Below are 21865 nucleotides of genomic sequence, written 5' to 3' on the forward strand. Positions count from 1 at the left end.
ACAACGACACCCTGTAGCCCATCCCTCCAGCACACCAAAGCACCCGAACATGCACCAGAGATTTCGCGAGCACTTCCCAAATGAGGCACGCACCCCATTACGCGAGCACTTTTCATGAGTCTCGTCGAGGCATGGACGGAGAAAACAGCCCACGCTAAAATGTAGTTGCCAGCACGGGCGCTGGCCGCCTAAGCAGACGGTGGAGGTTCAACCCTCCATGCTTTGCTTCCACGGTTAGGCTTCCGATGATGATTGCAGAAGATCCATTGCTCGATGAACGTGGCGCCATCCTGCGGCCTCTCCCGAGACTTGAATCGGGGCGAAGGCGGAGCGCTTCACCACCTTATTCCCTCTCAAGTTGTGGGCCCTCAAAGAGGCAGCCATGACGATCGCCCCCGCGGCGGACGAACGTTCCGGCAGCACGGAAGGCCCCGATGCGAGTCCTTGGTGTTCATACTGCGACACGGACGAGCACCTTGTGGTTGAGTCCATCGGACCCCTGTCGCCGGCGAACCGGGACCTTGTGGAAGTCGAGTACGCCTGCGCCATGTGTGACGGCTTCTACGCCCACGTTGCCACGGTCAGGCGGGTAGCTGGCCTTCTTGGCATGGAGCCCGCGGGGCCCGGCGTGCTGCACTTCGGACACGAATACATCCATTGCGGGGAAGTCATGCAGCAGGATGGAGAGCACACCGCCCGGGAAGCATCCGTGGCCAGGGGCTCCAGTGTCATGGGCGACGTGAGGATCCTGCGCTGCAGGTGTGGATTCCTGCTGGCGCGTCCCCTGTAACGGCTCCTGTCCAGGCGGTCCGCGCCGGGTTCACCTTGCGCCCGGTCCTGGCCACCGCAATCACCCTTGAAATGATCGGGCACCTTGTTTCCGGTTCCGGCCAAACGGACACTGCTTATATGGTCTCGCCGTCAGATCCGGGCTTCCCGGGACTCTGCGCTGCCGCCTTGGCCTTGGAGAGGGTGGGGCCATTGGTGCAAGCTACCGCCCCCTTCCGATTTCTCCCAGAAGATCAATGCGACCCCTCCCCCGACGGCCAAGACAGCACCCCGAGGGGGTCACCGGCGGCCAGCGGCTCAATCCACCGCCACTCATGGAGTCATAAAGAACAGGGACAATGGCACCGGCGGTCTGTCCGATGGCGAAGAAATCGGAGATCGCCAGGCCCCACGCCGCGGGGGGACGAATAAAAGGTGATGCCGCTGGGCGATACGCCGTGGAACCATCGCAACACTGGAGCCCCGGAGAAGAAAATTGCGTTGTAGCAGAACGACCAGGTCACCTCACGGAACGGAATGCCTGGAAGCGGGGATACTTGCAGAGCCGCCGATTCGCCCACCTCCGCAGGTTCGCCGTCGGAGGTGCGGATGTCCGACTCGATCTTCCCAACCATTCTCCCGGTTTCATCCTCGCGCCCATGGGCCATCGGCCAACGCGAAATATCTGGCATGCTCCGGCCAGGTAGATGGCCGAGGCCAGGATGAAGGGCGTCTTACAACCGTGCCTGTCACCCAGCCGGCCAAAGTAACGGGCCCGCCGCGTCCCCCATCAGCTCCGTGGTTCCGGTCAGGCCGACCTGGGCCAGGGCCGTCGTCAAGTCATGCGGTAAGCCGGCGGCGGCATCAATTTGGATCTCGTGCCCGACAAGGAACAACGAGCCGCCCGGCCCGACGATGACATCCAGTGGAAGCTTCCCTACGGCAGCCGGTCCATCCGTGGCTGCACCGCCGAGCACGCCCCGGTCCCGTCAGGCGGTCCCGTCAGGGCAGGGCGGCAAAACACCTACGTGAACGCGGTCACCATCGCCGTCACAAAGGCCGGCAGGTCATCGGGCCTGCGGCTGGTCACCAGTGGCCAGCCATGTTCAATGCAGACATGCACCGGCTCGTCGATCCATGTTCCGCCGGCATTGCGGATGTCGGTGCGCAGGCTCGGCCAGCTGGTGAGTGTCTTGCCGGCAAGGACATCAGCCTCCACCAGCATCCACGGACCGTGGCAGATGGCCGCGACAGGTTTTCCGGCCCCGACGACCGCCGCCACGAATTCCACAGCCTCCGGACTGAGCCTGAGCTTGTCAGGGTTGGTGGTTCCGCCCGGCAGTACCAGGGCGGCACAGCGTTCCACCGGGATTTCCTGAACAGTCTTGTCGATGGGGAACGTGTCCCCCGGTTCGGTATCGTGGTGGAATGCCTGCATCTCGCCGGGGACGTCCGACACCAGGACGGGTGTGCCCCCGGCGGCGGTGACCGCCTCCCATGGCGTCACGAGTTCGATTTGTTCGACACCCGAGGCAGCGGCCAGAAACACAATGGTCTTGCCATCCAACTCGTGCGACATCAGACTTCTCTCCTCACCTTGCGCTTCGCGAATATGCCCTCCCCAGGCACGCATTTCCACATGCTTGGCCCCCACGACCAAGTACAGGCTGCAGCAGTTGGGCTGCGCGGGCACGGCGCAACTTCAGGGCGCCGCGCCCGGCGCGGGCCGGTACCGTGAACACGCACGAACGATTGACCCGGTGGCGTCCCCAGCCCTTCCCTTCCGCGACCGTCCACCCTTCAGGTGGAGCCGATGGTCCTAGCGGTGCAGGGCGCTTCTGCGCGTCCAACCAACGGCGCCGGTGATGATGAACAGCACTATGCCGATGATTGCCAGCCAGATCAGGCCCTTCAACGTGAATCCGAGAATGGCAATGATTGCCCAAATGACAAGGAGCAGCACTATCAACCCAACCATTTTTCCACCTCCTTTACGTCCGCGCCGGCCCCGGAGGTCCGGACTGTCAAGGACCGCTCCGACCTCGGGGCCGGGCAGCGTCGATGTGATGGCCGGGGCTGCTTCCCGGGTTTGATGGAATGCGGACCACCTGCGGTGTACATGCCTTGGAATTCATCCGGCAGTGCTAACCCGCATCCCCTGGCCGCCATGGCGGCTGACTTCCAACGCTATTCCCATTCGCGTCCATCCGCAATGACTTGCCTATCCACCGGAGGGACGTCAACGCCGGTCCAGTGTGGCTTTGTCTTCCACGTCCAGCAGGCCCGCCGCAGGCAAACGGGCCTGTTAGGACCGGAACGACGGGTCCGCGCCGCGTTGATACACGCTGTGGTGATTGAGGTGATGGACGAGCCCCGCCGGCTGACACGAAGGGACCGCCCGACGGTGGGGGCAACCCATGATCGCCGTGCCGCCCCGGCCAGGGTCCACGGGCCGGGGCGGTGGCCACCCGGACGGCATGCGCAGGGGCCGGAAAGGCCAACCACCAGGGCCGCCGTGCATCCGAACCCGGCCCCGCAGACATTGGCCGCTCCGGCCACCCGCTGTGGACAAGGACCGGCGTCAGCGCTAGCGTCAAGAGTAGTTGAGGTCATACGCCAGGCCCGCCGCGAGCACCCCTGAAAGGGTTGGCGGCGCATGTTCACAACCGTGGCACCCCACATCGCCGGCAAGCAACGCCGGCCGGAAACCGCCGCGATCTTGCCGAAGGATGTCCCATGACCACTTCCACGGAACCTGCAACCAACAACCACGGCGCATCTGCCTCCCCTGCCCCATCGACAGCGGCCGCCGATGCCCGCCCTCCCGGGCGCGTCGTCGTCGTCACCGGGTCCAGCGGCGGGATCGGACGGGCCACCGCTGTCGCCTTCGCCCGCACGGGGGCCAAGGTGGCGCTCCTGGCCCGCGGAACAGCCGGGCTCACGGCCGCGGCGGCAGAGGTGGCCGCTGCCGGGGGGACGCCGCTTCCCCTGGAAGTGGACGTGTCCGTCGCCGACGAAGTGGACGCAGCTGCCACGCGCATTGAGGCAGAGCTCGGCCCCGTCGACGTGTGGGTCAATGTCGCCTTTACGTCCGTCTTCGCACCGTTCACGGAGATCAGCCCTGACGAATTCAAGCGCGTCACCGAAGTCTCCTACTTGGGCTACGTCTACGGCACCATGGCCGCCCTGCGATGCATGGTCCCCCGGAACCGCGGAACGATCGTCCAGGTGGGCTCCGCGCTGGCCTACCGGGGCATCCCGCTGCAGAGCGCCTACTGCGGCGCCAAGCACGCCATCCAGGGATTCAACGAGGCCCTGCGGTGCGAACTGCTTCACGACCGCAGCGGAATCCACACCACCATGGTCCAAATGCCGGCCGTCAACACGCCCCAGTTCTCCTGGGTGTTGTCCCGGCTCCCACGCAAGGCCCAGCCGGTGCCGCCCATCTATCAGCCCGAGGTGGCCGCCAGGGCCGTGATCTACGCGGCCGACCATCCCAGGCGGCGCGAATACTGGGTGGGCGGCAGCACCATGAAGGTCCTCGCCGCCAACGCCATCGTCCCGGCCGTACTGGACCGGTACCTGGCCCGCACAGGCTATGAATCACAACAGACCGATGAGGCGAAGCCGGCGGACCAGCCGGCCAACCTGTGGGAACCGGCCGACGTCGAACGCGACTTCGGCGCGCACGGCGCTTTTGACGACAGGTCAGCCCCCGCCAGCAGCCAGTTGTGGGCCTCCCAGCATCACGGGCTGCTGGTGTCCGGGACGGCACTCGTTGGTGCCGCCGCGGCACTGGCACTGGTGCGGCGGCTGTTGCGATGAGGACGCTGGAGCTCGTGCGCGCCTGCTATGGCGCGTGCGAGCTGATTTGGCCGTCGGGCGTCTACCGGGTGCTGTCAGGAGGCCCCCCTCCCAAGGGAGCCGTCACCATTGTGCGGGTCCTGGGTGCCCGGCACGTGGCCCAGGCCGCGCTGCTGGCCGGCGCTGACCGGCTGGCCGCCCCGCACGGACTGCACCGGGTGTTTTCACTCGTCGACGCCGCACACTGCGCCACCATGGTGGCCCTCGCCGCCGGATCCCGGCGCCTGCGCCGCCCCGCACGGAGGGACGCCGTAATCGCCGGGTCCTTCGCCCTGCTGGAGAACAGATGAACGGTCCGCTGCGGGCCGCAGGAACCCGCCCAACCCACGCACAAGGTACTGACAGGAGAGCCACAATGACCGCCCCTTTTAGCCGGCACGAGAAATCACCCGAACTGGTTGCCGAAGCATTGGTCGGCATCGACCGGATGGTGCGCAACATCGAAACCGGCCGGTTCGAGCGGTCCCTGTCCGCGGTGACCGCCGTCGGATCGCTGGTCACGGCGGCGGAGATCTTTTTCGAGCACGACAAGGCCAGCTTCGGCGACCCTTGGATGTGGGCTCCCGTTGTCCTCGGCCCCGTGGGTGCGGCGGCCGGGGTGGCAGGGTTCTTCAGCCGGCGCATGGCGAAGACGGCCCTGCCGGTGGCGTCCGCACTGATTGTGGCCAACGGGCTCCAGGGCACTTGGCTGCACGCCCGTGGCATTGCGGAGAAGCCAGGCGGCTTCGGCAACCTGCGCTACAACATGGAGATGGGTCCGCCGCTGCTCGCCCCGCTGCTGGTCACGATGGTCGGGGCGATGGGGCTGCTGGCGGGCATCCTGAGGCGGGAACGGTGAGCGCCCCCGCGACAGGGGGCTCCAAGGCGCTGCCCCTCACAGAGCGTGACGGCGGGCGACGGTTCCCGGGACTGCACTCCGCGGAGCTGTCCGGGAACTGGGATCCTGCCACGGAGTCGGTTGTGATGCAGCGCCTGGGCAACCAGCCACACATGCGCTACCTGACGCCGGCCGAAGAGGCCGCCGCGGACGCGCTGTTCAACCAACTGCTGGGCCAGAAAGAGGAACCGCGCATTCCAATTGTGCAAATGGTGGACGCCCGCCTCGCCGAGGCTGCCACGGACGGCTGGCACTACCAGGGGATGCCGGAGGACGGCCGGGCCTGGAAAATCTCCCTGGCCTGGCTGGACGACGACGCCCGGCTGCGTTGCGGCAGCACGTTTGCGCGCGCCGGTTGGCACGAGCAGCACCGGGTCCTGCAAAGCGTCCAAAATCTCGGGAAGGACAACTGGCACGAATGGCCGGCGTCCCATGTCTGGAGCCTGTGGACACGCTACGGCTGCACCGCCTTCTATTCACATCCATGGGCGTGGGACGAGATTGGCTTCACCGGCCCAGCCTATCCACGCGGTTACAAAAACCTTGGCCTGGACGCCCGGGAGCCGACCGAAGTGGCTGATGCACGGCCCCGCCAAGACCCGTTGCGGAGGCAATCATGACGGGGGTCAGGGAGCGCAACGGGTCCGCCTGGCTGTTGCCCGCCCGCCCCGGCATCGACCCGGGCCTGCGCGACGGCATGCGACGGTTTGACGACGGCGACGAAGTGGACCTGGTCATCGTGGGGGCCGGGGCCGGCGGTGCCACCCTGCTGCAGCGCCTGGCCCGGGCCGGGTGGCGTGTGCTGGTCCTGGAGGCCGGCCCGTTTTGGGACCCGGAGAGGGACTGGGTCAGCGACGAGGCCGGTTCCCACGATCTGTACTGGACGGAGCCGCGCGTCATCTCCGGTGCGGACCCGGTGCCGCTGGGCTCAAACAACTCAGGGCGTGGCGTGGGCGGTTCCATGGTCCACTTCGCCGGCTACGTCCCGCGGTTCCATCCCAGCGACTTCCACACGCTCTCGGCGGACGGCGTGGGGGCCGACTGGCCCCTGCGCTATGAAGACCTCCGGCCCTACTACGAGGACATTGAAGGGGAACTGCCCGTGGCCGGGGAACACTGGCCGTGGGGGGATCCGCACGGCTACCCGCACCGGCCACATCCGGTCTCCGGCAACGGCGAGTTGTTCCTGCGCGGGGCCTTGAAGGCAGGGGTCACAGCGAAGGTGGGGCCGGTGGCCATCGCCAACGGCCGCTTCGGGAACCGGCCGCACTGCATTTACCGCGGCTTCTGCCTCCAGGGGTGCAAGGTCAACGCCAAGGCTTCCCCGCTGATCACCCACATCCCGGACGCCCTGGCCCACGGAGCCGAGGTCCGGGCCGACACCATGGTCACGCGCGTCGCCGTTGACGGGCGCACCGGCCGGGCCACAGGGGTCCACTACGAGCACCGCGGCACGGAACATTTCCAGCGGGCCCGCATGGTCGCCGTCGCCGGCTACTCCATCGAGACGCCGAGGCTGCTCCTGAATTCCGCCTCACAGCGGTTCCCCGACGGGTTGTGCAACGACTTCGACCAGGTGGGGCGGTACCTCATGGTCCAAGGGGCGCCCCAGACCGCAGGCCGCTTCGAGCAGGAGGTGCGCATGTGGAAGGCGCCGCCGCCGGAGGTCAGCAGCGAGGAATTCTACGAAACCGACCCCACCAGGCCGTACAAGCGGGGGTATTCCATCCAGACGGTTTCCCCGCTGCCCATCACCTGGGCCGAGCACATCATGGCACAGGGCCATTGGGGCACCGACCTGCGCAAGTACATGAGCGATTACGTGCACTGGGCCTGCCTGGGCGCCCTGTGTGAATTCCTGCCCCAGGCCGGGAACCGGGTGACGCTTTCGGAGGAAAAGGACCGCCGCGGCATGCCGGTGGCGAACTTCAGCTATTCCCAATGCGAGAACGACACAGCGCTCATGCACGCGGCGCAGGCCGGCATGGAGGAAATCCTCACGGCCGCCGGCGCGGAGGAGGTCATCACGATCAACCGCTACGCACACCTGGTCGGCGGCGCCCGCATGGCGGCGACGCAGGACGCCGGCGTGGTCAACGCCGACTGTGTGAGCTTCGCCGTGCCGAACCTGCTCATCGTGGACGGGAGCGTGCTTCCCACGCAGGGCAGCGCCAACCCGGCCCTGACCATCATGGCCATCGCCGCCCGCACGGCGGCGGGGCTAATCGCCGCCAGCCGAAACGGCACCGGTCACCTGCCGAACTGAAAGGACACCATCATGGCCAAGCAAACAGTTGCAGACTTCCTGCTCAACCGCCTGCGAGAATGGGGGGTGGACCACGTGTTCGCGTTCCCCGGCGACGGGATCAACGGCACGCTCGCCGCATTTGGCAGGGCAGGGAACAAACCCAAGTTCGTCCAGTCCAGGCACGAGGAGATGTCCGCTTTTGAAGCCGTGGGCTACGCGAAGTTCACGGGCCGCCTGGGCGTGTGCATGGCGACCTCGGGACCCGGCGCCATCCACGTTCTCAACGGCCTGTACGACGCAAAACTGGACCATGTGCCCGTCGTGGCCATCGTGGGCCAGACGGCGCAAAGCGCCTTGGGGGGCGCGTACCAGCAGGAGGTGGACCTGCTGAGCCTGTTCAAGGACGTCGCCAACAACTACGTCCAAATGGTCACCGTCCCCGAACAGCTGCCCAACGTCCTGGACCGCGCCGTCCGGATCGCCTTGGCCGAAAGGGCGCCGACGGCGATCATCATTCCCTCCGACGTGCAGGAACTGCCCTATTCCGCCCCCACCCACGAGTTTAAGATGGTCCCTTCGAGCCTTGGCGTGCAGTGGCCGACCATCACCCCCGACGCCGCGGGCATCCGGGAGGCGGCCGCCATCCTCAACGCCGGCAGGAAGGTGGCCATGCTGGTCGGCACCGGGGCCAAGGGCGCCGGGGCGGAGCTGATGGAGGTGGCGGACCTGCTGGGCGCCGGCGTGGCCAAGGCGCTGCTCGGCAAGGACGTCCTGTCCGACGAACTTCCCTACGTCACCGGTTCCATCGGACTGCTCGGCACGCGGCCCAGCTACGAAATGATGCGCGACTGCGACACGCTGCTGACCGTCGGCTCCAGCTTCCCCTACACCCAGTTCCTGCCGAAACCAGGGCAGGCCAGGGCGGTGCAGATCGACATTGACCCGAAAATGATTGGCCTCCGCTACGGGTACGAGCGCAACATTGTCGGGGACGCCAAAACGACGCTGGAAGCCTTGATCCCGCTGCTACGTCCCCGCGAAGACACCTCCTGGCGCACCACCATCGAGGACAACGTGGCGCGCTGGTGGGAAACGATGGACATGGAGGCCAACGTCTCCGCGAATCCCATCAACCCCATGATGCTGTTTTCCGAATTGTCGCGGCGGCTGCCGTCCAATGCCATCGTCACGGCCGACTCGGGCTCCAGCGCCAATTGGTACGCCCGCCAGCTGCGCTTCCGCGATGCCATGCGCGGCTCCCTGTCCGGCGCGCTGGCCACCATGGGTCCTGCCGTGCCGTACGCCATCGGGGCGAAGTTTGGCTGCCCGGAGCGCCCCGTCGTCGCCTTCGCCGGTGACGGCGCCATGCAGATGAACGGCATGGCGGAGCTGATCACCATCAAGCACTACTGGCAGGAGTGGGCCGATCCTCGCCTGATCGTGGCGGTCCTGCACAACGACGACCTGAACCAGGTCACCTGGGAGATGCGCGCCATGGAGGGCGCACCGGCCTTTGAGGAGTCGCAGACCCTGCCGGACGTGCCGTACGGCGAATTCGCCAACCTGATCGGGCTGCAGGGCATCACGGTGGAAAGCCCCGACGACGTCGGACCGGCCTGGGAACGGGCCCTTGCGGCAGACCGGCCCACCGTGCTGGACGTGCACGTCGATCCCGACATTCCGCCCATCCCGCCACACGCCACGCTGGAGCAGGCGATGGACAGCGCCAAGTCGGTCCTCAAGGGCGACTCCAGCGCCTGGGGCTTCATCAAGGAGGGAGTGAAGACCAAGCTGCAGGAGGCCCTCCCCCACAAGGAGGGCTGAGATGGACGCGGACCCCGCCGTCGAGGAACTGAAAACCGCAGCCTATAAAGTGCCCACCGACGCCCCGGAGGGGGACGGCACCTTTGCGTGGGACTCCACCACCCTGGTCCTGGTGCAGGCGAGCGCCGGCGGCGTGACAGGCTTGGGGTGGACGTACGGCCCCGCCGCATGTTCGGCTCTCGTCGGGGAAGTCCTCTCCCCTGCGGTACAGGGCCTGCCCGCCCTCGACGTCGGCCGCGCCGCCCAGGCGATGGCGCAGGCAACACGCAACACCCCGCGTCCGGGGATGGCCGCCTACGCCATCTCAGCGGCCGACTGCGCGCTCTGGGACTTGAAGGCCCGGCTGCTCCACCTGCCGTTGCACCGCCTGCTGGGTGCCGTGCGGGACGAGGTTGCGGTCTACGGCAGCGGCGGTTTCACCACATACAACGAAGCCCAGCTCGCCGGGCAGCTGGGCGGCTGGGTTCACGGCCAGGGAATCCCCCGGGCCAAGATGAAGATCGGCGAGTCGTTTGGCACTGAGGAAGGGCGGGACGTGGAGAGGATGCGCCAGGCCCGCGACATCATCGGCCCCAATGCGGCATTGTTCGTCGACGCCAACGGCGCCTACACGGCAAAACAGGCCATCCGGATCATGGCCAAGGTTCGTGAGCTGGACATCAGCTGGTTTGAGGAGCCCGTCTCCTCGGACAACCTTGCGGGCCTGCGCGAGGTCCGCGAACGCGTGGACGCAGACGTGGCCGCGGGCGAATACGGCACGGACCTTGCCTACTACCGGCGCATGTGTGTCGCGGATGCCCTGGACTGCGTGCAGGCCGACGTCTCCCGGTGCGGAGGCATCAGCGAGTGGTTGCGCATTGCGGCGCTCGCGGCTGCCTGCAACCTGGAAATATCCGGCCACTGTGCCCCGCACATGACCGTCCATGCCGCGGCAGCCACCCCCAACTTCAGGCACCTGGAATGGTTCCATGACCATGTCCGCATCGAAAACCTGTTTTTCGAGGGCTGCCTTGACCCGCACGGCGGGGCCCTGCGCCCCTCCACGGAGCCGGGCAACGGGCTGGCCGTCCGGACCGGCGCGATGGAGGAATACCGGGTCGCCTAAGCGCCCCCTCATTCCGGCCCAGAGGTGCCGCTTCCCCCGGACCGGGCCTGGTCAGATGTCGATCGGGGCATGCCCGCCTCCCGGTTCGGCAAGGCGCCGGGAGGCTTCCAACATGGCCGCATGGACAAAGCCCTGCGGGAAGTTGCCGCGCAGCTGGCGCTGCTCGATGTCGTATTCCTCCGTAAACAGGCCCGGCGAACCGCAGGCCGCACGGTTCCGTTCGAACCAACGAACCGCTTCCTTTTCCTCCCCGTGGAGGTGCAGCGCGGTCGCCATGGTGAAACCACACAGCAGAAACGCGCCCTCGGCGTCGGCCAGCGGCCGGGCGTCCTGGCTGAAGCGGTACAGGAACCCCTGCCTGCCCAGCTCGCGATGGATGGCAGAGAGCGTCACCGCGCTGCGGACGTCGTCGGGCGTCAGGGCCCCGCGAACAATCGGCATAAGCAACGAACCGTCCACCCGCTCATCCCCGGGCGCCCGCTGCCACCGACCGGTCGGGTGGAGACAATCCTCGGACACGTCGGCGGCGATCACGTCCGCCAAAACAGCCCACTGTGAACCCTGGGCGGCAGGCGCGTGCCTCGCGATGGCACGCAGCCCGGCCACGCAAATCAGCCGCGAATGCGCCCACCTCCGGTTGTCCAGCTCCCAGATCCCGGCGTCCGGCTCCCGCCAGCGCTCCTCTATCGCGGCTATGCACGTCTCAACCGCGCGCCAATGGTCCAGTTCCAGCCGGTCGAGCCCGGCGGCGGCCGCAAAGAGCAGCAGGCACTCCCCGAAGGCGTCAAGCTGGAATTGTTTGTTGACCCAGTTGCCCACCTTGCTGGAACCTCCCGGGTAGCCGGGCAGCCCCAGTTCGACTTCATCGGGAACCCTGCCACAGTCAACCGTGTAGGCCGGTTTCATCCGGGGGCCGTCGGCGAGCAGCCTTCCGGTCACGAAGCGTACAGCATCATCCAACAAATCAAGGGCGCCACAGGCGGCCGCGGCCTCGCCGGCGAAGCACTGGTCGCGGATCCAGGCGTAGCGGTAGTCGTAGTTGCGGTTCGCGTTGGCCCGCTCAGGCAGTCCCATCGTCGCCGCGGCCACCATGGCACCATCCGCCCCGGTCATCCCCCGCAGGACGGCATATGACTGGCGCGCATCGTCGGGCGCGATGGTGTTGCCCATGCCCGGGACGGCCTTCCGCCAGGCTTCCTCGGTCGCAATCCAGGACGCGTCCGGATCCGGCGGGGTGCGTGGAAGGCGCACCGAGGACACTTCCAGCACCAGGTCGTGTTCCGCGCCTTCCTCAACATCAACCTCCATCGACAACACGCCGTCGTCGATCCGGGCCCCCGCCGCCCCGGTGAGGCGGATGCGCAGGTCCCCAGACCGCGCCGTCCATACCCCCTCGGACAATGACAGGCGGGTCATCCGGTGCCGGCCGAAGTTGGCACGGGCGTCCAACACCACCCTGACGCGCGCCGGACCCGCCACGCCGCGGATGCGGCGAAGGATGACGGCCCGCTCTGGCTCGCCCGGGTACATGAGGGCCTCGCGGCATCCGATCTGGCCGGCATTCGTGGTCCAGCGGCTGTTCCAGATGAGCGTCCCGTCCTCGTAACTGCCGCCCCAGACGGAGTGCAGATCCGTGGGAGTCACACCAAATACCCCCGGCCCGCCGATCAGGGCCGAGAACACCGCTCCGCTGTGCCAGCGCGGCGCGCACATCCACACCACGTCGCCGCGCGGGCCAAGAAGCGCCCCCCGTTCACCGTCAGCGAGCATGGCGTACTCGCGCAGCACGTGGGGCGGGAAGGGTTCATTCGAATCGTGCAACATGCTGCGAGTCTAAACTCTGGGCAACGCGGCGGCCAGCATCCCCGCACCACCCAAAAGCACATGGACCACTCCCACGTGTAACCGCCCGTCAACGACCTGGCGACACTGACCTGGCTGGGCCGGATTGGCCGAATGCAGCGTGCGTTGGAAGAGGACCACCCCGAACCGGTCATTTCGCGGATGCGCAGCGAGCTGCAGGCCAGGAAGGTGGTTGTGGACTGGAGCCAGAACAACGCGAATAAAACCACCGCGGCCCCATACCCGGCGCGGGGAAGGTCCCGTCCCCGGGCGGCCGCCCCGCAGCTGGGGCGACGTGGCCTCGTCCTTGCCCGCACGGCTGGACCACACTGCGGTTCCCCGGCCGGTACGGACGCTGCCAGGCGCCCCGCCTGGCACGCCCGGAACCCGCCATTGCGCAGCCCTGTGAGCCAGCCATGAATTTCAGCCGGAAGCTGTGGCTCGAACGCCTCATGGCCAATCACACCAACAGACGTTATGGCGGGGGGAAGGGCGCCAGGTCCGGCGGCGTCGGCATACCGTCCGGCCCGGCTTGCGCGTCGAACATGACAGGGTCCGGGAAGACTGGACACCGCGGACAATAAAGCATGGACAAGCGACCATGGCGGGCCTACCCTCTAAGCAGGACGGGCCCGGCCACGCCGTTGACCGCCCCACACCACTTCAGCGGTTCCATGCGGATACTTCGGGAATGGCGGGACCGCGATGCGCACGTTCGGAGTTGAGGAGGAATTTCTCCTCGTGGATCCCCTCACTGGCTGCCCTGTGCCCGCGGCCTCTGCTGTCCTGACGATGCCGGCCACGGAACGGGATTGGCAGCCCGCCGGCGCGGGGGCACGCGTCACCGGCGAATTGCAGCTGGAGCAGCTTGAGGTCTCCACGGACCCCTGCGGGACCTTGGCGGTGCTGGCCGACCAGCTGCGCGCGGGCCGGGCCGCCGCTGATGCCGCTGCGCAGGCTGGCGGGGCCCGGATTGCCGCCCTGGCCACCTCCCCGCTGCCAGCCACCCCGCATCTGCGCACCACCCCGCGGTACCGGCGGATGGCGGACCTGCACGGGCTCGTGGCAGCCGAGCAGTTGACGTGCGGGATGCACATCCATGTGGAGGTTGCTTCCGACGACGAGGGCGTGGGCGTGCTCGACCGCATCCGCATATGGTTGCCGTTCCTACTGGCCCTGAGTGCCAATTCGCCCTACTGGAACGGCAACGACACGGGCTATTCGAGTTTCCGCTCCAGGGTCTGGAACCGCTGGCCGACAACGGGCCCCACACCGATCTTCGGCTCCGCACGCGCCTATGGGCGCCTGGTGGACAGCCTGCTGGACACCGGAGTACTGCTGGATCCGGGCATGGTCTACTTTGACGCCCGGCTGTCGCGGCATTTTCCGACAGTGGAAATCCGCGTCGCCGACGTATGCCTCGACGTGGCAACAGCGGAAGTGCTCGCCGGCCTCGCACGGGCACTCGTGGAGACGGCCGCCGCACAGTGGCGCGCGGACGTCGCGCCGCCGGCGGTCCCGGAAGCGCTCCTGCGCGCGGCAATGTGGCTGGCCGCACGGAACGGACTCGGCAGCGAACTTTTGGACCCCAGTTCCTTTCGCCCCGTTCCGGCAGCACAGGTCGCCGCGGGCCTGCTGTCGCACCTGTCCGCCGCCCTGGGCCCGGGCAGCGAAGGAACCCGGATCCGGCACCTGCTCCACCGCAGCCTTACGCGCGGCACCGGTGCGGACTGGCAACGCCGAGAATTTGCCCGGCACGTGGACCGGGCCGAAGTCGTTCTGGCAGCCATCGGCGAGACCCAGGGCGGGCGTCCCGGTCAAGGACCGAAGGCACCGGAAGCGTCCTGAAGGTCGCACGGAGGGGGTGGCAGGAGCCGCGGCTCCCCGCTAGAGTGTGGTCTATCGGCGGTTTCCGCCGGGGGTCGAGCAGCCGGCTGCAGAGTGCTTTTCAGCGACTCGCACACGAAAATTCGTGAAGATCAAGGATCCCGTGATGTCGAAATCCCCAGACAGCCCTTCCCACACCTCCTCCGGCCCGCGTCTGCGCCCCAACCGTGAAGACCCGGCCTGGGACTACGGCGACCCCTTCGAGGCGGCGCGCGTCATTTGGCCCGGCACGGGCGCCACCGGGGCCACCAGTGAAAGGAGTCCCCATGTCCCTGCCACCAACAAGTGACATTCCGGCGTCGGGTGGTCACGCTCCGCTCACCGACCCGCGCACGGCCTACGCCAGCGAACGCTTTCCCGGCCTACAGCAGGACTATCCCGGCTGGACCGGGGCCATGGACCCTGTCCCGGACCACGGCGAAGGCAGCTACCACGGCAACCACCGCCTGGACGGACTGGCCGCCCTGATTACGGGAGCCGACTCGGGAATCGGGCGGGCCGTCGCCATCGCCTACGCGCGGGAAGGAGCCGACGTCGCCTTCACCCACCTTCCAGAGGAAGACAGCGACGCCGCGCAAACCGTGCAACTGGTCGAGGACGCCGGCCAGCGGGCGCTGGCCCTGCCAGGAGACCTGCGGGACGAGTCATTCTGCCAGGACGCCGTCGCCCAAACGGTGGAAACCCTCGGCAGACTCGACATTCTCGTGAACAACGCCGGCTTCCAAATGTCGGTCGATTCCCTGGAAAACCTGGAAACAAGCCAACTGGAGCGGACTTTTGAAACCAACGTGTATTCACTCCTGTGGCTGGCCAAGGCAGCACTGGCGCACCTTCACCCCGGTGCATCGATCATCAACACAACGTCAATCCAGGGCTATCACCCGTCGTCCACGCTGCTTGACTACGCGGCGACAAAGGCGGCCATCGTCAGCCTCACCCATTCCTTGGCCGGTTCCCTGGGTGAACGGGGCATCCGGGTCAACGCCGTCGCCCCGGGGCCCATCTGGACCCCCCTCCAACCGCCCACGCAACCCGTGGAAAAGATCAGGAACTTCGGGCACGACACGCCGTTGGGGCGGGCCGGCCAACCGGCCGAACTCGCCGGGGCCTACGTCTACCTGGCGGACCCGTCCAGCACCTATGTCTCCGGCACCGTCATCGGCGTCACCGGCGGGCGCTACTTGGGATGAGGACGCCCGGAAGCCGCTGCCAGCGCGCGGAAGCGACTCCTGCGGGCGGGCACAGGCTCCCGGGCGGCGCTTTTCAGGTCCGTGTGGCCGGGGTGAAACCGAAGGTCCCCGGGGAGACACTTTCCGGCAATTGAACGATTTAAGGCAAGGAGCTGTCCATGAAAGTGAAACTGGCATTCATTGCGGGGCTGGGCACAGGGTATGTGCTGGGCACAAGGGCCGGGCGCCGTGGTTACGAAAACCTTGACAACCTTAAAAACACTGCCCGTTCCCTGTGGGAAACGGAGAAGGTGCAGGACACCGTCACCCAAGTGGGGGAAACCCTGAAAGAGGGGGCCGCCAAGCTGGGAACCCGGGTGATTGGCAAGTTCACCGGCCCCGATCAGGCAATGGAAAATGCCGGCGGCCCTGCAACCGTGCAGACCACCGCGGCGTCCGGCACGGCACCCCAGCCCCGCGGAATTGACCATGCCCCGGACGTCGAGTCGGACCCGGCCCTGAACGACGACCTCGGCCAGGACTGGAGCGACGAAGGCGGGGCCCTTCCTTCCGGCCCCTCGCAGTAGTGGCCGGCTCGAACAACCAAAAGACAAGATTCCACAACGATCGAGGAGCAGGCAGTGAACACAAACGACGAGACCAACGGCAGCGAACCGACGCAGCCCCGTGCACCCGAGGAGTCGGGCTACGGCGCGCCCACCCCCGAAAGCGAGGTCCCGCCAGGCGGCGCGACAGACGCGGGGTCCGCGGATCCGACGCCGTGGGGGCCGCCACCGGAGGCGGAAGCGCCTTCAACGGACGCCCCGCTCGACGGGGACAACGCCGGTCCCACACGGCGGGAACGGGAGTCCTTCTCCTCTGAGCCTCCAGGGGAGGCAGCCGGAGAGTAGCGGCCCCAGAGGTCCATGGCACCGCCCGCACCGGCTGTCCGTCAGCATTCACTTCCACCATGAGGAGCAGCTCCCGTGATTGTCCCGACCCCGGCACCAAACGAACCGCATGAGGCACACACCCCTACGTCCCTGGGCGTCCGATTGGACGCGGGCGCGGCGCCGCCGCCCGCCGTCATGGCGGCGCTGGATGCGAGCCACACCGCCGCGCTGTCCTGCCAGGGGGACGTGGACCGCATGCTGGAATTGGCCCGCAGCCTGGGCCGCACCGCAGCACTGCCCCAGCGTGGAAACACGCTCGGGCGTTGGCAGTTGTTGGCAACACTGGGCGCTGCCGACCTCACCGCGGCCCGCATTGTCGAGCCGCACCTGGATGCCCTCGCCATCCTGGCCGAGGCCGGCTGCGCGGAACTGCACGCCGACGGCAGGACTTGGGGCGTATACGCGGCGCAGGGTCCGGGGCCCCAACTGCTCGCCAGGCAAAATGCGGGCACGTGGCAGCTGGACGGGGAAAAGCCGTGGTGCTCACTCGCGGACAGCCTCAGCCATGCGCTCATCACGGCGCAAGCCGACGACGGCGCAAGGCTGTTCGCCATTGACCTGCGTGACCCTGGGGTGGCGAGCTCGGGCCCGCCATGGACGGCACTGGGCCTGCCGCGGGTGCCCAGCCGGCGCCTGTCATTGACCGGGGTTCGTGCACTTCCCGTGGGCAGGCCCGGCTGGTACGTCCAACGGCCCGGCTTTTCCTGGGGCGGAGCCGGCGTCGCTGCGGTCTGGCAGGGGGCAGCGACCTCGCTTGCGCGGCGCCTCCTCCAACATTGCCGTTCGCGGAAACCGGACCAGATCGCCCTGTGGCACCTGGGCCGTGCCGACCAGGCCCTGTGGGCGGCCCGCTCCGTATTCCAGTCGGCGGCCGGCCTCGCCGACAGCATGGATGCGCCCATGGGAGAAGCGTCGCGCGACGCCGCCCTCGCCGCGGGCCGGGTGCGGGCCGCGGCCGTCGGCGCGGCGGAGACCGTCAAGGCCGTCGCGGCGCATGGAATGGGCCCGGAACCCCTGGCGTTCGAGCAAGGGCACGCACAGCGCGTGGCGGACCTTGAACTGTATATGCGCCAGGACCACGCTGAACGCTCTGTCGCCGCGCACGGGGCCATGATCCTGGCCGCCATGGGGGCGGGAACCCCGCCATGGTAGCCTTCACGCACGACCAGCCCACGACTGCCGAGTCCGAATGGCTCGGCAGTCCGCGCATCGCACGGATGTTGGGGCTGGCCATTGACTGGGCGGAAGTGCCGAAGCTGGTGGTCCTCGCGGCGCACCCCGACGACGAGACGCTCGGCGCGGCCGGCCTGCTCCAGCACGCAGCCGCGCACCAGGTGCCGATCGAGGTGCTGGTGGCAACGTGGGGTGAAAATTCACACCCCCACTCCCCCACGCACACCCCGGAAGACCTCGCAGCTGTCCGCGCCGTCGAGCTGCGAAAGGCCCTGGCGGCTGTTGCCCCGGCCGCGGTGCACCGTTTCCTCGACATCCCCGACGGCGGCGTCCACGCACAACGAAAGGCACTGGAAAGTGAGATCATCGCCGCCGTGTCCGGCAGCCACGGCACCCTGATCGTTGCACCGTGGTCAGGTGACGGCCACACGGACCACGACGCGGCAGGTTCCGCCGCGGCCAGGGCCGCACGGGCCACCAACAGCCTGCTGCTGGAGTACCCGATATGGCTGTGGCACTGGGGCACTCCGGCCCACGGGCAGGTTCCGTGGCCCGCGCTCCGCCGGCTCGACCTGACCAGGCAGCAACAAGCAGCCAAGGCCGCGGCAATCCAGGGCCACACCAGCCAAATCGCGCCTCTGTCCGCCGCATCCGGCGACGAACCCCTGCTCGGCCCGGGCGTGCTTTCACACTTCCACCGCCCCTTCGAGACGTTCATCGACACGGCAGGGCATTTCACGCGCGAAGGCCCCGCCTACCCCGGCTGGCTGCGGACACAGTTCGACGCCGTCCACGCCTGCGGCGCCGAACCCTGGGCTCCCGGTTCCTGGTATGAACAACGGAAGCGCTCGCTCCTGTTGGCCGTGCTGCCCCGGGAACGCTTTGAGTCCGCCCTTGAACTTGGCTGCTCAACAGGGGCGCTGACGGCCGATCTGGCGCTGCGGTGCGCACACGTTCTGGGCGTCGACGCCAGCCCCGAGGCTGTCGCCACCGCCAGGGGCCGCACGGCTGCCCTGTCGAATGCCGACATCGTGGAGGCGCTCCTTCCCGGGGACTGGCCGGAGGGACGTTTCGATTTGTTCGTCCTCTCCGAAACCGGCTACTACTTCTCCGAAACAGGCCTGGGCCGCCTCCTCGACCACGTGGCCGCATCGACGCTGCCGGACGGTGTCCTGGCAGCGTGCCACTGGCGCCATCCCATCTCCGGGTGGCCGCTGGACGGTGCCGACGTCCACCGCCTGTTGCGGGCAGATCCACGGCTGGCCTTGGCCGGCAGCTACTCGGAAGACGACTTTGTCCTCGAGACGTTCCGCATCCGGGCGCTACCATGACGAGGGCCATCCGGGAGATCGCCGTCGTCGTGCCGTCGCGGAACGAGGCCCTGTTGCTGCCGCGAACGCTCGAAGCCCTCAACTCCGCCATCCAGCGCTTCACCGGTCTGCTCCCCGAGGTGTTGGCCTCGCTCACGGTGGTACTGGACAGCACCACCGACCATTCAGCCCAAATCCTGGCGGCCCACCCCACGGTGCGCGTGGGCACCGTATGTGCCGGACGGGTTGGCGGCGCACGGAACGCCGGCGTGGCTGCCGCCCTGGCCCTGGCGCGCGTCCCGCCGTCGCAACTTTGGATCGCCACTACCGACGCGGACAGCACCGTCCCGGTCGAGTGGCTGGTGCGCCACCATGCGTTCGCCACGGGCGGCGCAGATGTTTTGACCGGCACAGTCGAGCCCGCCGCCGCCGACCTGGGCCGTCACGCCCTGGCACAGTGGTTCGCCTGCCATGACCTGGGCGAGGGGCATCCGCATGTTCATGGGGCCAACATGGGGTTCCGCGCCGACGTGTTTGAGGCGCTGGGCGGCTTTGCCGACCAGGCCCTGCATGAGGACAGGGACTTCGTAGCCCTGGCACGCGCCAGGGGCCATGCCGTTGTTGCCACGGATTCGTGCCGCGTCACCACCTCCGGCCGGCGGCACGGACGCCTCGACGGCGGCTTCGCGGCCTTCCTGGCAGCGTTGGACCCGGGCAGGGAGCCCTCCCGGGCGCCCTGACGGCAGGACCGCAGCCCCCGCTACGGCGCCGTATTGACGGGCCGGATCGGCAGGACTGCGCGGTCCCTTTGGCGTCCGGCGCGGCGACGAATCCTGTTCAACCGGCCCAATGACGCGGGGATTCACCCATGAATCCCCGGCCCTGGCCGGGATGTTTTACAGCCATTCCCCGGCCTCGCGGCCGGCTGCGGTCACGGCCCCGAGGGATGCGGCGCCGGAGCGGAAGGAGCAGGCCGGCGAAGGTGCCGCCCCGGCCGTGCGCTGCCGGGTGCGGAAGTCCTTTGCGGTGAATTCGTTTCCGGCGATGCCACCCCAGTTGCCATTGACGTCGGCGTTGGAAATCCCACGCCATTTTTGCCGCCCCGCCGACTCGAAGGCGGACCCGGTCGATGGGCCGGACGCCGGCTGCCGGGTCACGACGGCGGCCGGCGACTCCTTGTTCCAAATTAGGGTTCCAAATCACGCGAGACGATCCTGCGCATGGCCGGCAACCGCCGTGCGCAGGCCCGTGACCGGAGGTGCTTCTCGCCGTCACGGATGTCCCGAATGTGGGGTTGGCAAATGTACTGGGTTCGCCCTGCGGCATCCAGTCCGGTGGCGTGGATGTGCGCATTGGCGTGCGAGGTGAACCCGCGTGCGCCCAGGCCCGCGGAATGGTATGGCTGTCGTACCGCATGAGGGTCTTCGCGGCGGTGATGCGCCGGCCCCGGGCCGTAGCCTGGCTAGCCCCACGTCCTGCGACGCGCCGGATGATGCCGCCGTCCCCGGTTCCTTGCTGCGGAGCCCTTCGGCCGCTTACGCGCCCTGCCCAAGCATGTAGAAGGGGCTCTGGCGTCCGCCGTCGTCAGGGTGCAGGCCCGAGTAGCCTTGGCAGTCCGCCCGGGAGGGGTGCGGAAGGAACCGTCCCACCCTGCCTCAGCCTGGATTCCCGGTGTCCTGGCCCGGCAGCCGGCCGTCTCCGCGGCGGCTGTCAACATCATGAGAAGCCACGCCGTCCGGCCCGGCGGTAGGCAAGTCCACCGCTGCCTGGTCCACGTCAGGGTCAACGGCATCGGCGCGGCGGCGTCCTTCAACGGACTGTGCAGTCTGGTCATCGGCCGCGGTGCGCCGCTCCTCGGCCTGCATCCTCAGCCGTTCGGCGTCGATCTGTGCCTGGTCCGCTTCTGCCTCGGTGCGGACAGCCTCGACCTGCGCCGCTCGTGCGTTCAGCTCGGCTTCCTTGGCTTCCATCCGCATCTCGGCAGCCTGCTCCCGGTCTCTCTCACGCTGTTCCTCCACGTGACGACGGCTCCGCCTGCGCACGGCGGCGGCCACCACTGCAATGATGATCAACAAGACGATGATGCCAATAATGGTCAAAACCCATTGAATCGTGGACATTGTCTGCCTTTCCTTCCAGATCCTGCCTTGCAGCTGGACCGGGTCGCACCTCGCTGGATGCCAGCCCAGTCCCAGCGCAGCCGAGATGTTCGTGCATGGACTTGCGGGTGGGGATGCCGTGCCGGCGGACGGGAACTTCGCGGATCGGTACACCGCGGCCCATGCCGGGACCGGACGTTCGGACCGTCGGGCCAGAATGACTCCCATTTTTTGGGGCCGCCCCTGCTGCAACGCACGAGCCCGCAGGAGTGCCCCCGGGAACGCCGTCCAGCCACAATGGCAGCTGGCCGGATGGATATGCCGCGTCCGCCAGCCCACCCGATGACGGCCTGGCAGGTTCGCGGTTGCAGGCCTGCAGCAGGCGGGTAAAACGCGTGCACGCCAAAGGCCAAAATTCCATCGGAGCGCCGGCAATCACCAATTCGCGGGCGCTCCAATGGACCATGTTTCAGCCTATAAAACCAGGCGGTTCAAAACAAGGGCAAGTGGGCAACATGAGAGTCCCCCGCTGATTATTGTCTCCACGCGTACACCGGGAAAATTTCTCCACTGGGTCGACATCTTGCACCGAAGTCAATTCGGCGGTTCCGAGGGGCGCGGTCAAGTCCAAATGGGTGGTGTAACGCGGTTGCCGCGTGATCCTTGGTTTTCTTAGGCGCTGAGTGCGCCGAGTTCGGGTGTGGTTTCCTCCTTCTCGGTGGTTGTTCCGACCTGTTGTGAGCGTG

22 protein-coding genes are annotated in these 21865 nt (G+C 67.7%); 17 read left to right on the top strand and 5 right to left on the bottom strand.

Going from position 1 to position 21865, the window contains the following annotated elements:
• Nucleotides 1-382 precede the first annotated feature (382 nt).
• Nucleotides 383-790: a hypothetical protein gene (locus tag MMF96_RS18245; RefSeq protein ID WP_176616640.1), complete on the top strand. Its 408-nt coding sequence runs from the start codon at nt 383-385 to the stop codon at nt 788-790.
• Between the two features lie 1002 nt (nt 791-1792).
• On the opposite strand, the gene MMF96_RS18250 is transcribed toward MMF96_RS18245, so the two are convergent.
• Nucleotides 1793-2461: a type 1 glutamine amidotransferase domain-containing protein gene (locus MMF96_RS18250; RefSeq protein ID WP_309145240.1), complete on the bottom strand. Its 669-nt coding sequence runs from the start codon at nt 2459-2461 to the stop codon at nt 1793-1795.
• Between the two features lie 126 nt (nt 2462-2587).
• Complete coding sequence (locus tag MMF96_RS18255) at nt 2588-2746, bottom strand: hypothetical protein (protein ID WP_176616641.1); 159 nt, start codon at nt 2744-2746, stop codon at nt 2588-2590.
• A gap of 758 nt (nt 2747-3504) precedes the next feature.
• On the opposite strand from MMF96_RS18255, the gene MMF96_RS18260 reads away from it, so the two are divergent.
• The 7 genes from MMF96_RS18260 (at nt 3505) to MMF96_RS18290 (ending at nt 10686) form a co-directional block, all read left to right on the top strand.
• Nucleotides 3505-4593 (top strand): SDR family oxidoreductase, encoded by a 1089-nt coding sequence (locus tag MMF96_RS18260; RefSeq protein WP_176616642.1) that lies wholly within the window; start codon nt 3505-3507, stop codon nt 4591-4593.
• Nucleotides 4590-4922, top strand: coding sequence for a hypothetical protein (locus MMF96_RS18265; protein ID WP_176616643.1), 333 nt, complete (start codon nt 4590-4592; stop codon nt 4920-4922). Before MMF96_RS18260 ends, MMF96_RS18265 begins: the two co-directional genes overlap by 4 nt.
• 65 nt (nt 4923-4987) lie before the next feature.
• Entirely contained in the window at nt 4988-5470 is a 483-nt protein-coding gene (locus tag MMF96_RS18270) for a hypothetical protein (protein WP_218063046.1), read from the top strand.
• Nucleotides 5467-6129 (top strand): gluconate 2-dehydrogenase subunit 3 family protein, encoded by a 663-nt coding sequence (locus tag MMF96_RS18275; protein WP_176616644.1) that lies wholly within the window; start codon nt 5467-5469, stop codon nt 6127-6129. Before MMF96_RS18270 ends, MMF96_RS18275 begins: the two co-directional genes overlap by 4 nt.
• Nucleotides 6126-7775, top strand: a complete 1650-nt coding sequence (locus MMF96_RS18280; RefSeq protein WP_256884346.1) for a GMC family oxidoreductase — start codon at nt 6126-6128, stop codon at nt 7773-7775. The genes MMF96_RS18275 and MMF96_RS18280 overlap by 4 nt, the downstream gene beginning before the upstream one ends.
• Nucleotides 7776-7787: 12 nt before the next feature.
• Nucleotides 7788-9581 (top strand): thiamine pyrophosphate-requiring protein, encoded by a 1794-nt coding sequence (locus MMF96_RS18285; RefSeq protein WP_256884347.1) that lies wholly within the window; start codon nt 7788-7790, stop codon nt 9579-9581.
• Between the two features lies 1 nt (nt 9582).
• Entirely contained in the window at nt 9583-10686 is a 1104-nt protein-coding gene (locus tag MMF96_RS18290; RefSeq protein WP_176616647.1) for an enolase C-terminal domain-like protein, read from the top strand.
• Nucleotides 10687-10737: 51 nt separating this feature from the next.
• Here MMF96_RS18290 and MMF96_RS18295 read toward each other — a convergent pair whose 3' ends face one another.
• Entirely contained in the window at nt 10738-12510 is a 1773-nt protein-coding gene (locus tag MMF96_RS18295) for a glycoside hydrolase family 15 protein (RefSeq protein ID WP_176616648.1), read from the bottom strand.
• Nucleotides 12511-12642: 132 nt separating this feature from the next.
• Between MMF96_RS18295 and MMF96_RS19975 the strand changes: the two genes are divergently transcribed.
• The 9 genes from MMF96_RS19975 to MMF96_RS18335 all read left to right on the top strand — a co-directional run bounded on the left by MMF96_RS19975 (nt 12643) and on the right by MMF96_RS18335 (nt 19760).
• Nucleotides 12643-12948 (top strand): hypothetical protein, encoded by a 306-nt coding sequence (locus MMF96_RS19975; protein WP_371130930.1) that lies wholly within the window; start codon nt 12643-12645, stop codon nt 12946-12948.
• A 285-nt stretch (nt 12949-13233) separates the two neighbouring features.
• Entirely contained in the window at nt 13234-14376 is a 1143-nt protein-coding gene (locus MMF96_RS18300; RefSeq protein WP_256884348.1) for a glutamate--cysteine ligase, read from the top strand.
• A 145-nt stretch (nt 14377-14521) separates the two neighbouring features.
• Nucleotides 14522-14704 carry a hypothetical protein gene (locus tag MMF96_RS18305; RefSeq protein ID WP_176616650.1) on the top strand — a complete coding sequence of 61 codons (183 nt, stop codon included), beginning with the start codon at nt 14522-14524 and terminating at the stop codon, nt 14702-14704.
• Nucleotides 14682-15605 carry an SDR family oxidoreductase gene (locus MMF96_RS18310; RefSeq protein WP_256884349.1) on the top strand — a complete coding sequence of 308 codons (924 nt, stop codon included), beginning with the start codon at nt 14682-14684 and terminating at the stop codon, nt 15603-15605. Before MMF96_RS18305 ends, MMF96_RS18310 begins: the two co-directional genes overlap by 23 nt.
• Nucleotides 15606-15763: 158 nt before the next feature.
• Nucleotides 15764-16171, top strand: coding sequence for a hypothetical protein (locus MMF96_RS18315; RefSeq protein ID WP_256884350.1), 408 nt, complete (start codon nt 15764-15766; stop codon nt 16169-16171).
• Between the two features lie 54 nt (nt 16172-16225).
• The gene (locus MMF96_RS18320; RefSeq protein ID WP_176616653.1) at nt 16226-16495 is read left to right on the top strand and encodes a hypothetical protein; all 270 of its coding nucleotides are present in this window, start codon (nt 16226-16228) and stop codon (nt 16493-16495) included.
• 75 nt (nt 16496-16570) lie between these two features.
• On the top strand, nt 16571-17689 hold the full coding sequence (locus MMF96_RS18325; protein WP_256884351.1) for an acyl-CoA dehydrogenase family protein: 1119 nt from the start codon (nt 16571-16573) through the stop codon (nt 17687-17689).
• On the top strand, nt 17683-19041 hold the full coding sequence (locus MMF96_RS18330; protein ID WP_176616655.1) for a bifunctional PIG-L family deacetylase/class I SAM-dependent methyltransferase: 1359 nt from the start codon (nt 17683-17685) through the stop codon (nt 19039-19041). The genes MMF96_RS18325 and MMF96_RS18330 overlap by 7 nt, the downstream gene beginning before the upstream one ends.
• Entirely contained in the window at nt 19038-19760 is a 723-nt protein-coding gene (locus tag MMF96_RS18335; protein WP_176616656.1) for a glycosyltransferase family 2 protein, read from the top strand. The genes MMF96_RS18330 and MMF96_RS18335 overlap by 4 nt, the downstream gene beginning before the upstream one ends.
• 156 nt (nt 19761-19916) lie before the next feature.
• On the opposite strand, the gene MMF96_RS18340 is transcribed toward MMF96_RS18335, so the two are convergent.
• A complete protein-coding gene (locus MMF96_RS18340; RefSeq protein ID WP_256884352.1) occupies nt 19917-20177 on the bottom strand; it encodes a hypothetical protein in 261 nt (86 codons plus the stop codon).
• A gap of 498 nt (nt 20178-20675) precedes the next feature.
• Entirely contained in the window at nt 20676-21140 is a 465-nt protein-coding gene (locus tag MMF96_RS18345; RefSeq protein WP_256884353.1) for a hypothetical protein, read from the bottom strand.
• Between the last annotated feature and the right edge of the window lie 725 nt (nt 21141-21865).

This window comes from Arthrobacter sp. STN4, from assembly GCF_024539665.1.
Taxonomy (GTDB): Bacteria; Actinomycetota; Actinomycetes; order Actinomycetales; family Micrococcaceae; genus Specibacter.